Consider the following 11,980-nt stretch of genomic DNA (forward strand, 5'->3'; position numbering starts at 1 on the left):
GACATTGTTCATTTGGCTTAACGAAAACGTTCTTCTATGCAACAAACCCACACCTGCCCCAACGCCCACACAACGGCCTTGGGGCAGGTTTTACATTCAGGCATGTTCTAAATGCTCCCCGCAAAGGTTCAATTGTTGTTCCTTGTATTGCTCTACGCAGTCGTTTCGATTTTATCTGGCATCTTTTGCTTTCTCTTTCAGAAAGCATAGTTCACTTTTCTCCTTCAAGTCAGTAAGCAAAACCTGCTCAGCTAAAAGCTAAAAATACAGCAAAGGTAATTTTTAGAACCTGCCTTAACATTCGGCCAACATTCATCAGGATATACATTTACACTTAGGGGCTAAAAAAAAATAAGCGTTTGGACTTAGGCACAGGGCCTGCGCACTTGAAACAAGGTGCCAAAGGCACGCCGCAACACAATTACCCCCACAACTTCTCTTCCGATGTCAACCACAGTTAAAGGTTTTCTCAATGCCAGCATTTCAGGCATCACATTCGGGCTAATCCCCCTTTTCGCCATCCCCGTGCTTGCCACGGGCATGCACTCCACTTCGGTTTTGATATACCGTTACGCCTTCGGTTGCCTGGCCATGCTGGGCATGCTGATGTTTCACCGCACGCGCATGAGGCTTGCCTTTGGCGATTTTCTGCGCATTTTGTTGCTCTCTTCGATGTATGCCGTGTCGTCTATCGCGCTTATCGAAGGTTACAACTACATGGCTAGCGGCATCGCCACCACCTTGCTCTTCTCTTACCCCGTGTGGACATTGCTCCTTTCGGTGCTGTTCCTGCACGAACGGCTGTCGTTTACCACAGCCGTTGCCATCGGCATAGCCGTTGCAGGCGTGTTTTTTCTTTCAGGAATACTCGACGGTAACGGCAGCATGGAGGGGCTAACAGGCCTTTTCCTACTTCTGCTTTCAGGCTTTCTCTATGCCGTTTACATGGTTATCTTTCCCCGAATGCGCATCAGGCAAATGCCCTCGTTGAAACTAACGTTCTACATTTTCTTCTTTGCGATGCTCATTCTCACCTTCTACGCCACCTTTACACGCGGTCGCATCGACCCGATAGACACGCGCAGCCAGCTCGTCAACCTCTTTTTGTTGGGCCTTGTGCCCACAGCCGTGAGCAACGTTACGCTTATCATGGCCTTAAAACAGATAAGCAGCACTATGGCAGCCGTGCTTGGCGCCTTCGAACCCATGACGGCCATGTGCGTGGGCATACTCCTTTTCGGCGAACCACTCACCCTGCCCATCGTCATTGGCTTTATACTCATCATCACTTCGGTGTTTATTCTTGTGCTAAGCAAACGCAAAACGGGGTAATTCGGCGCGAAACGGCTTTACGCCCCCTTGTCGCAGCATGCACGCCAGCAAGCCACAAAACAGTGAAACGCTAGGCCATAAACATACAAAAGTGGGCATTAATACTAAATAACTGAAAAAACAACGCCGCCCACACCTTATATATAAGGCAAAAACGCTAACTTTGCAAGAGGAATGCGCAGGGCAAGCACAAGGCTTAGGTAAACAACAGCAAGCCAAAGGCATGGCGAACGGCTTTTTGCATCAGCCCCACGCTGCACACCAACAAAAGCGAATAAAAACGCAGGCTAACAGGCAGAAAAGTAAGTGTATTCACATAACCATCCCAAAAATAAAGGAAACAACGATGATTCTCTTTTTCAAGACGCAGAAAGAAACGGTGATTGCCACAGAGGTGAACCACCAACTGAACGACGACGAAATGGCTAAGCTAGCCTGGCTTTATGGCGACGCAACGCTGATGGACACCCAAGAACTGGAAGGTTTTTACGTGGGGCCGCGCCGCGAAATGGTGACACCTTGGAGCACAAATGCCGTTGAGATTACCCAAAACATGAATCTTAACGGCATTTCGCGTATTGAGGAATTCTTCCCCGTGGCCAGCCGAAACGCCGACCACGACCCCATGCTGCAACGCATGTACGAGGGCATTGGCCAAGAAGTGTTTTGCGTTGACAGGCAACCAGAACCCGTAAGGCACGTGGACAATCTGGAAGAATACAACGAAAAGGAGGGGTTGGCACTCTCTAAGGACGAGATGGCTTACCTGCACGACATCGAAAAGCAATTGGGCCGACCGCTAACCGACTCTGAAATATTCGGGTTTGCCCAAATCAACTCAGAGCATTGCCGCCACAAGATATTCGGCGGAACGTTTGTTATCGACGGCGAAGAGAAAGAATCGTCGCTCTTTGCCATGATTAAGCGCACCACGGCCGAAAACCCAGGCAACATTCTCTCGGCTTATAAAGACAATGTCGCCTTTGCACAAGGTCCGGTGGTGGAGCAATTCGCACCCAAAGACCAATCGAAAGCCGACTTTTTTGAGGTGAAAGACATCGAGAGCGTTATCTCGTTGAAAGCCGAAACACACAATTTCCCCACCACCGTAGAACCCTTTAATGGGGCTGCAACAGGCACAGGAGGCGAAATTCGCGACCGTATGGGCGGCGGCGTAGGCTCGTGGCCCATCGCTGGAACAGCCGTTTACATGACGGCTTACCCCCGTTTTGATGGCGGCCGCGATTGGGAAAAGCTACTTCCAGTACGCCAATGGCTCTACCAATCGCCCGAACAGATACTCATCAAAGCATCTAACGGTGCGTCCGACTTTGGCAATAAGTTTGGTCAACCCCTTATCACGGGTTCTGTTCTTACCTTCGAGCATCAGGAGAAGGCCGAAACAGACAACTCTGCCAACGAACCTTTCTACGCTTACGATAAGGTCATCATGTTGGCAGGCGGTGTGGGTTACGGCACAAAGCGCGATTGTCTGAAAGGCGAACCACAAAAAGGCAACAAGGTGGTGGTGGTTGGCGGCGACAACTACCGCATCGGATTGGGCGGCGGTTCGGTTTCGTCGGTAGACACGGGCCGATATTCTAACGGCATCGAGCTTAACGCCATACAACGCGCTAACCCCGAAATGCAAAAGCGCGCCTATAATCTTGTGCGCGCATTGGTAGAAAGCGAAGATAACCCTGTTGTATCAATACACGACCACGGTTCGGCAGGACACTTGAATTGCCTTAGCGAACTTGTGGAAGAATGTGGCGGAGAAATTAACATGGACCAACTGCCCATTGGCGACAAGACACTCTCGGCGAAAGAGATTATCGCCAATGAGAGTCAAGAACGTATGGGCCTGCTTATCGACGAACAACATATCGAACGCGTAAGGGAGATTGCCCAACGCGAACGGGCACCGCTTTATGTGGTGGGCGAGACTACGGGCGATGCCCACTTCGCCTTCAAACAAGCCGACGGCACTAAGCCTTTCGACCTTGACGTGGCGCAGATGTTTGGCCATTCGCCCAAGACGGTGATGGTAGACAACACCGTTGAACGCCACTATCAAAACGTTGAATATGAACCAATAGGCTGCGAGACCGATAAAAACAAGTTGGGCGAAGAGGCACTTACGGCGCACATTGAGCGCGTTTTGCAACTCGAAGCCGTGGCCTGTAAAGATTGGCTCACCAACAAAGCAGACCGTTCGGTAACGGGTAAGGTGGCTCGCCAACAGACACAAGGCGAAATTCAACTGCCATTGAGCGACTGTGGCGTGGTGGCACTCGACTATCGCGGACGCTCTGGCATAGCTACCGCCATCGGACATGCACCGCAAGCGGCCTTAGCATCGGCCGAGAAAGGCTCGGTTTTGGCCGTTAGCGAGTCGTTAACCAACCTTGTATGGGCTCCATTAGCGCACGGATTGGGCGGCGTAAGCCTTTCGGCCAACTGGATGTGGCCTTGTAGGTCGCAGGCAGGAGAAGATGCGCGCCTTTATAAAGCTGTTGAGGCACTGAGCGACTTCTGCTGTACGCTGGGCATTAACGTACCAACAGGCAAGGATTCGCTTTCAATGACCCAACAATATCCCAATGGCCAAAAGGTTATCGCGCCCGGAACGGTTATCGTTAGCAGCGGTGCCGAGGTGTCGGATGTGCGTAAGGTGGTTTCGCCGGTACTTGTTAACGACAAGAACTCATCGCTCTACTACATCGACTTCTCGTTTGATGAACAGCGTTTGGGCGGAAGTGCTTTTGCACAAAGCCTTGGTTTCGTTGGCGACGACGTGCCAACGGTTGCCAATCCCGAATATTTCGCCGACTGTTTCAATGCCATTCAAGAACTGGTTAGGCGCGGATGGATATTGGCTGGCCACGACATTTCGGCTGGTGGACTGATAACCACGTTGCTAGAAATGGCTTTTGCCAACCGAAAGGGCGGCATGCACCTTAACTTACACGACCTGGCGGGCGACGATGTGGTGAAAAACCTCTTTGCAGAGAACCCCGGCGTGGTGATACAGGTAAGCGACGACCATCGAAACGACCTGCGCACATATCTCGAAGACGAGGGTATTGGCTACACCAAGATTGGCTATTCGGTGCCAAACAGTCGCACGTTGGTGGTGAAGAAGGGAGGAAACGAGTTTGTTTTCGACATCGACTCGTTGCGCGAAACATGGTATCGCACCTCTTATCGCCTAGACACGATGCAGAGCCACAACGGCATGGCCAAGAAAAGGTGGCTTAATTATAAGAAACAACCCATTGAACTGAAATTCAACGACGACTTTACAGGCAAGCTAAGTGGCTATGGCATCAGTGCCGACCGCCGCGAGCCGTCGGGTGTTAAGGCTGCCATCATCCGCGAAAAGGGTACTAACGGTGAGCGCGAAATGGCTTATGCCCTCTATCTGGCGGGGTTTGACGTGAAGGATGTGGCCATGACCGACCTTATTTCGGGGCGCGAAACGCTGGAAGAGGTGAACATGATTGTGTTCTGCGGCGGGTTCTCAAACTCTGATGTGCTTGGTTCGGCCAAGGGTTGGGCAGGCGCATTCCTCTATAACCCCAAGGCTAAAGAGGCACTCGACAAGTTCTACGCACGTCCCGACACGCTTTCGCTGGGTATCTGCAACGGCTGTCAGCTTATGGTTGAGCTAAACCTCATCAATCCCGAACACGGCCACCGCTCGCACCTTACCCACAACACGTCGCGTAAGTTCGAAAGTTCGTTCGTGGGACTAACCATTCCGCAGAACAACAGCGTTATGCTGCACTCGCTCAGTGGTAGTAAACTAGGTATATGGGTTGCTCACGGTGAGGGTAGGTTCTATATGCCCGAATCAGAAGACAAATACAACATCGTTGCCAAATACAACTATGCCGAGTATCCAGGCAACCCCAACGGGTCGGACTATAATGTGGCAGGCATCTGCTCGGCAGACGGCAGGCACTTGGCCATGATGCCCCATTTGGAACGCTCCATCTTCCCTTGGCAGAACGCCTACTATCCGCGCAAACGTCAATCAGACGAGGTTACGCCCTGGATTGAGGCCTTCGTGAACGCAAGGGAATGGGTGGAAAGTAAGTTGAAAGTATAAGAGGAGTTAAGCTAATAGCTAAGGAGTTAAGGAGTTAAGCCAACAGCTCAGGAGTTAAGGGGTTAAGCCAACAGTTAAGGAGTTAAGCCAATAGCTCAGGAGATAAGGGGTTAAGCCAATAGCCCAGCAGATAAAGAGTTAGGCTCTATAGATCAAGAGTTAAGGTGTTAAGCCAATAGCTCAGTAGATAAGGAGTTAAACCACATGTATAGGCGGCGTTAGCCATTTTTTCACCCTTTCACCCTTTCACCTTTTCACCTTTTCACCTTTAACAAGGCATATCACCCCCTCTCCTTTTGGAGAGGAGCTGGGGGTGAGGCTTTAATTCATCAACAACATGTCGATATATTGGAACAGTTTTCGCACATTCTTTAAGATAGGGATGTTCACTTTGGGTGGCGGTTACGCCATGATACCTATTATCGAGGCCGAAGTGGTGGACAAGAACAAATGGATTGAGAAAGAAGAGTTTCTCGATCTCATTGCCATAGCGCAGAGTTGTCCAGGTGTTTTCGCCGTCAACGTCAGCATCTTCATCGGCTACAAGATGCGTAAACTACGCGGTGCCCTATGCACTTGCATCGGCACAGCCCTGCCTTCATTTCTCATTATCCTGCTAATCGCGATGTTTTTTCATCAGTTTCAAGACAACAGCGTGGTGGCAGCGGCGTTTCGTGGCATACGTCCAGCTGTGGTGGCACTCATTGCAGCTCCTACATTCAACTTGGCCAAGAGTGCCCACATCACGTTAAGCACCCTTTGGATACCCGTTGTTTGCGCCTTGCTTATATGGGCTATGGGCGTCAACCCCATCTACATCATCATCGGTGCAGCCCTTTGCGGTTTCCTCTATGGTCAGTTTATCAAGCCCACAGAGGGTTCGCACAACGAGAATTAGAACAGTTGCGATGCAAAAACAGCGTCATTTGCGCCGCAAGCACCTACCCATACAGGTATTCAGCCAACAACAAACAAAACCATCACATGATTTTCATCGAGCTTTTCTATACGTTTTTCCTCATCGGACTATTTGGTTTCGGTGGCGGTTACGGCATGTTGTCGCTCATACAAACCGAGACGGTTATTCATCATCAATGGCTTTCGTCGGCCGAATTTACCAATGTCGTCGCCATTTCGCAGATGACCCCAGGCCCCATCGGTATCAATGCGGCCACTTATTGCGGTTATACGGCCACTCACAACGCAGGGTTTAACACGTGGATGGCTATGGTGGGCAGTGCCACAGCCACTTTTGCGTTGGTGTTGCCGTCGCTTATCTTAATGATACTTATCAGTAAGATGTTTATGAAATACATGAACACGCCCGTTGTTCAGAACATGTTCGCCGGCCTTCGCCCTGCCGTTGTTGGGATGCTTGCTGCTGCCGCTCTGCTCTTAATGACAGAAGAGAACTTCAGTTCGCCCGCCATCAACCCCTGGCAGTTTGGCATTAGCCTCTTCCTTTTCGCCGCTACATTCGCAGGAACGAAGTTCTTAAAGATTAATCCCATACGCATGATTGGCTATGCTGCCGTTGCAGGGATGCTGTTGCTGTATTAGGAGGGCGAAAAAGGTTGGAGGAGTGGAGTGGTTAACAAGTTGACCAATTGACCAGTTACCTAAGATGGGCGCGCCTTCCAACTCGTCAGCTCGTAAATATGTTGTCTCACCAACCCGTTATCTCGTAAACTCATCAACTCATCAACTCGTAAGCTTGTCTACTCATAAACTTGTTAACTTGTCAACCTGTCAACTCGTCAACTTGTTTACTCATCCACTTATTCTGCCTCCTTTTCTTTCTCCTCGCTTACTTCTTCCTTATTTTCTTCTTCCTCGGTTTCTTCCTCATTGTCCACATTCTCGTCTTCTTCCTCCTCATTGTCGTCTGCCTTGCTCTCAACACAAGGTTTCTCGCGAACATACTTAATGGATTTTACGGCCAAGATAATGCCAACAATGGCCATTAAGGGCATGATGGTAAGTTGCACAGGATTGAATTGGTCGAGCCATTCGAGCATGTGAAGTAGGCAGAACAAAGCGAAAAGGCAAGCCAAGATGGAGTGTATCACACGCCAAGCCTTGTGTTTTCCCCATAAAGCTAGAAAGATTGCGAGTACGGGTAGCGTGTAACAAATTCCCATCATAAGGGCAATAAGTTCGCGCAAATGGGTGGAAGTAGGCATTGCCACGATGCTCTCGCCCCAAAATGCAGGCATTACATCGGCCAAAGTATGGGCAAGAAATCCTAAAACGAGAACCACCCACAATACTGATAATTCAATTTGTCTCTTCATAATTACATGTTGTTAGTTAGAAATGGTATTTTTAGTTGACAAGGGGCGTTGGCTAGTTGACAAGTTGACAAGTTGACGGGTTGACCAGTTAACCAGTTGACCAGTTGACGAGTTAACAAGTAGACAGGTTAACCAGTTAACGAGTTGACTAGTTCACAAGTTAGCGAGTTAGCAAGGGGCGTTTCTCACTCAACAAGATAAGCAAATTGCCCACCTTCGCTTGCCGGAATAAACCGAAACACTAGTTTTGTCGGGCCAAAGTTACAAACTTTCTGTTGTCTTTACAACACCTATGGGCGATATTATTAGAGAAATTGACAAGTTTATTGGTTAATAAACGAATAGACTAAGAGGCATTTTAGTGAAGAAGTGAGCGGCTAAACAAGCGAGCGAGTTAGCAAATGTAGGAGGGTTAGAGCAAGACAAGTTCCATTTTGAATAAAACAAAGAACAAATCAACGGTTCTTGTGCTAAGCTACCACTTAGTGGCTGGCTTGTTGCAAATAACGATTTGAATAACGTTTATTCTAATATGGATTGCAAGAGTGATATTGTATGCAATCTTGTTATTTAGGTATAAAAACGAGGATTATGGGTGTTTGTAAGTTTAGAAGTGCCTATTGAATATTGTCAGCCTTTTTAAAAGAAAAACATCCGCAACGCCCGATGTTGAGCATTGCGGATGGGAGGTGCATAACCCTTGTGTGGGGATGCGTTGCTTATGTAAGGAAAAACGGTCTAATTTGTTATCACAGGTAAAGTTCGGAAGGGCGGGTTACATGTATTCCTCTTCGTCCCACCCCCAACCAAAGCCTGGTTTGGCGCCAATTTCGTCCGGGTCGCCTGGCACAATGGGGCCTGGGTCGCTATCGCCATCGCCGTCGTTGTCGAAACGCGATGCACCCGGTGCACGTAGTAGTTCGTCGAGATCAAAATATACTGCGATGCAGTTTGGCTTTGTGTAAACTTGCTTTTTCATACTCCCTAAGTTTATTTTACGATTATCTTCTTATGGTTTACAATATAGATGCCCTTTGGCAATCCTTCGATAGAGGTGGCATTTGGCCGCACCAGCTTTCCGTCTACGGAGTAGATGTTGCTTGGGACGGCAAACAAGTCGCCGTTTGGCTGCACCAAGATGTTGGTTATGTCTGTTGTGCTGTCGAACGTGCTGCCAATCTCTTCGCCATCAACAAAGAAGTTGAGTGCCTTAGATTGGGTGTTTGAACCTGTGGCAATCCAACCGCGGAATCCCTTTACCGACATTGGGTTTTGTGTGAAATGCCATAGCCACTTGTTGTTAGACTTAGCACTCTTTCCAAGAACATACGAGTGGGCAGGAACGACTTTCGCTGTTTGGTTGTAGAGCGATGCGCAGAATTGTAGCCGTTCGTCGGTTGTGGTCGATGGGGTGGAAGGATCGCGCAGAATGCCGTTTGAGTAATTGGGCAAGGTTTGCGGATTGGTGTCGAGTGTAACGTTGTTGATAATGTAATATGGAGCTTGTACTTCAACCCATCCCACATCTTTTACCAATTTGCGGTATGGAGCGGCCGTGGGAGGTACGGTTGGTTCTTTTGTGGGTCGCAGCAAATATAGCTTATTGGCTTCGATAGCGATGGCGTTATCGTTATCTAACGATACCTTTGTGAAGTCGATGCGGGTGCTCAGTGTAGGCGACTGATGCGGGTATGCTGATAGCCTGGCCGTTTCGCCGAATGTGGCTTTCACTTGGGCGGCGGTAAGCGATATGGGGAGAACTATGCTGTTCCATTCGTCTTTTTGCATTGTGCGCTTTAATATCAGCGTGGCCGCCTTGTGTGGTTGAACTTGCTTGGCAAGATAAAGGATGCTTGTTTGCGCCTCGTCGAGAACAAGGTCTTGCGTGCCGCAATATTCAAGGCGGAAGTTATCCCAACAAGTCCAGTCGCGTTGACGTGTTGAGCCTGTTATTTCAATACCAATATCTAGTTTGGCCCCATCAGTGGGTACAAATACCAGTACTGTGTTGTTGTACGACCCTTTTTCGAACTCCATAGCAGCTCTTGAATACGGACTGATGTGCTTTTGGGCAAGGTCTGATGCGTCGTAGGCGTGCATTAGGTCGGCGAGTGTATAACAGAATTCGTGAGCAAAGACATTTAGGCTGGTGGACACGTTAGAGAAAGCATCCGTTGCGCCTTGTACCTTTGCGAACAGCGTGGACTTTAGTTGGCTGCCCGATATGGCGTTGTAAAAGCCATTGCAAGAAACGCGATACCAACCCTTTTTCAGTGTTACTACTTGTTGCGTAACCTTTCCGTTGGCCTTTCCGTTGTTGCCTAAGTTTCTAACGTTGGCTGTGGAATAGCCTGCATAGTTGGCCATGTAATAGTTGCTGGATATGGCACCGTTGCCAACGTAGTAAGTGTAGTTGGCGTCGGCGGGATTGAAAAGGTAGGCTTGTGCATTGGCATAAGCCCATGTAAGCCCATTGCTGGCGTGCCATTTCTCCACATCCTTGTCGCCACGGATAAAGTTTTGGTCGTATATAAGGAATGTTGCGTTGGCTGGTGCCTCGTCGGTTGCGTATTGTTCCTTAAATGCTGCTTTAAGGTCGGCTTTGGTTACGATTTTCCATAAGCACGACTTGTCGCTGTTGCTTGCCGTTGCAGGGTAGGCTAGGGGAGAGGTGTTGCTGTGTCCAACGCTTTTCATTTGAAGATAGCGCGTTCCGCCATAGCCTTGGTTGTGCTCGTCGTTGTAGAAACGTATCTTGTACGTTTTACTACCTGATTGTGTCTCTACAAACTCCCAGTCGAGGATGCCGTTGATGTGGTGTGCCTCGGTGGTGTATGGGTTCGGTGTTTTCGAAAGGTCGTAATCTACGCCTCTGTCTACATAAACACGATTGTAGTTGATAGGGTCGGTGTAACCTGGCGTGTCTTTTCTGCGACCAAAGGCAATGTTGCGCCCCTCTGTCGTTGCTTGTGGCCCTTGCATGCGGTATTTGCCGGAGGTTGGCGACTTGCTGATGTTGATGGGCATGCCTACACCGTAACCTACAACAACGGTACCCCAATAGCTGCCTGCATTGAGATATTGGCCTGTGCCAACGTTGTAGAGATAAGCGGTTTTGATGTCTTCGTTGGTTGAATTCGCCACCGAAACTACTGAATTTCCATTCCACTCGTGGGAGTGTGGATTTTGTCCCTGAGCCTTTAATACCGTAGGGACACAAGCACATAGTGCTGATAATACCAAAGAATAAAACTTCATCATAAAAATAACTCTTTTAATTCTCTTTATAAACTAAATACCATTACTAACAATGAGAGGTGGTCTTACGCGCACTTCCGCTGTTGGCAGATGGTGCGTATTTACATTTTAAGCAGTGAACTAACTTTCTGTTCCATAAAACACAAGTTGAATAAAATGTGTAGTTAATGGAAATAGGGAGCTTTGATGATGGTACTTACTGTGTAAAGGCCGACCTAACTTTATTTATGTTTCGTATATCTTACAAATAACTCTCTTTTTCGAAAAGTGTATATCCTGTCAATATATTTATTCAAAGACCATTATAATAAGGGATTTTTGCTAATCATTCCCTCTTTGTTTTGCAAATGTATTAAAAAAAAGGATGTGAAAAAGAATGTGTATAAAGTTTTCACACTATATATGAGTTGGGCTTGATATTTTGCTTTCGTTTACTAAACACGGGTTTCTTGTTGTAAAATATTAAGATATGTCATGCTACCTTTGGAATATAAGCATGTCGTTTCATTTTGCGTTTGATTGAAATTGTAGAGTGGCTAATTATGGTTAGTTGGTGGAAAGTATGTATTAGAGGTTGGCAAGACTTAGATGAAACAACAAATAGGAATGCTTAACAGATTGTCAACTCTGAACTTCTAAGTCTCAGAACCCTTAACAGTTCTGGGGTGCTATTTGTTCTATAATCTACGAAAGCTTTACTGAGGTTTCTATATTATGAAGTAGTCTCGGCTTTTAATATTTCTATAAATTGAGAGAGGTGCAGGACAAGTCCACTCACGGACTTATAAACTAACGAAAGCTCAATAACTCCCGAAGACATCACCCCCCAATTCACGAACTCATCAGCTCAAAAACTCATCAGCTCAAAAACTCATCAGTTCAAAAACTCATTAACTCACAAACTCATCAGCTCACAAACTCATCAGTTCAAAAACTCATTAACTCATTAACTCAAAAACTTAAATCGTTATCTTTTATTTTA

The 11,980-nt window shown here is 47.8% G+C and carries 8 protein-coding genes; 5 read left to right on the forward strand and 3 right to left on the reverse strand.

Features of this window, described 5'->3' with window-relative positions; translation table 11 throughout:
- The 5 genes from HMPREF2955_RS16490 to HMPREF2955_RS04895 all read left to right on the forward strand — a co-directional run.
- Positions 1-236, forward strand: a 236-nt coding sequence (locus tag HMPREF2955_RS16490; RefSeq protein WP_210401274.1) for a hypothetical protein, incomplete at its 5' end; no start/stop codon positions are given.
- A gap of 208 nt (positions 237-444) precedes the next feature.
- Positions 445-1,332 carry a DMT family transporter gene (locus tag HMPREF2955_RS04880; RefSeq protein WP_070721509.1) on the forward strand — a complete coding sequence of 296 codons (888 nt, stop codon included), beginning with the start codon at positions 445-447 and terminating at the stop codon, positions 1,330-1,332.
- A 346-nt stretch (positions 1,333-1,678) separates the two neighbouring features.
- Positions 1,679-5,446 carry a phosphoribosylformylglycinamidine synthase gene (gene purL / locus HMPREF2955_RS04885; RefSeq protein ID WP_070721523.1) on the forward strand — a complete coding sequence of 1,256 codons (3,768 nt, stop codon included), beginning with the start codon at positions 1,679-1,681 and terminating at the stop codon, positions 5,444-5,446.
- A 337-nt stretch (positions 5,447-5,783) separates the two neighbouring features.
- Positions 5,784-6,344, forward strand: a complete 561-nt coding sequence (locus tag HMPREF2955_RS04890) for a chromate transporter (protein ID WP_070721511.1) — start codon at positions 5,784-5,786, stop codon at positions 6,342-6,344.
- An 86-nt stretch (positions 6,345-6,430) separates the two neighbouring features.
- The gene (locus HMPREF2955_RS04895; protein ID WP_070721514.1) at positions 6,431-7,006 is read left to right on the forward strand and encodes a chromate transporter; all 576 of its coding nucleotides are present in this window, start codon (positions 6,431-6,433) and stop codon (positions 7,004-7,006) included.
- Between the two features lie 218 nt (positions 7,007-7,224).
- On the opposite strand, the gene HMPREF2955_RS04900 is transcribed toward HMPREF2955_RS04895, so the two are convergent.
- The 3 genes from HMPREF2955_RS04900 to HMPREF2955_RS04910 form a co-directional block, all read right to left on the reverse strand.
- The gene (locus HMPREF2955_RS04900) at positions 7,225-7,740 is read right to left on the reverse strand and encodes a hypothetical protein (RefSeq protein WP_070721516.1); all 516 of its coding nucleotides are present in this window, start codon (positions 7,738-7,740) and stop codon (positions 7,225-7,227) included.
- A 775-nt stretch (positions 7,741-8,515) separates the two neighbouring features.
- Positions 8,516-8,719 carry a hypothetical protein gene (locus HMPREF2955_RS04905; protein ID WP_070721518.1) on the reverse strand — a complete coding sequence of 68 codons (204 nt, stop codon included), beginning with the start codon at positions 8,717-8,719 and terminating at the stop codon, positions 8,516-8,518.
- A gap of 11 nt (positions 8,720-8,730) precedes the next feature.
- A complete protein-coding gene (locus HMPREF2955_RS04910; RefSeq protein WP_070721520.1) occupies positions 8,731-11,001 on the reverse strand; it encodes a T9SS type A sorting domain-containing protein in 2,271 nt (756 codons plus the stop codon).
- Between the last annotated feature and the right edge of the window lie 979 nt (positions 11,002-11,980).

Origin of the sequence: Prevotella sp. HMSC073D09 (genome assembly GCF_001814145.1) — a bacterium.
In the GTDB taxonomy this organism is placed as follows: Bacteria; Bacteroidota; Bacteroidia; order Bacteroidales; family Bacteroidaceae; genus Prevotella; species Prevotella conceptionensis.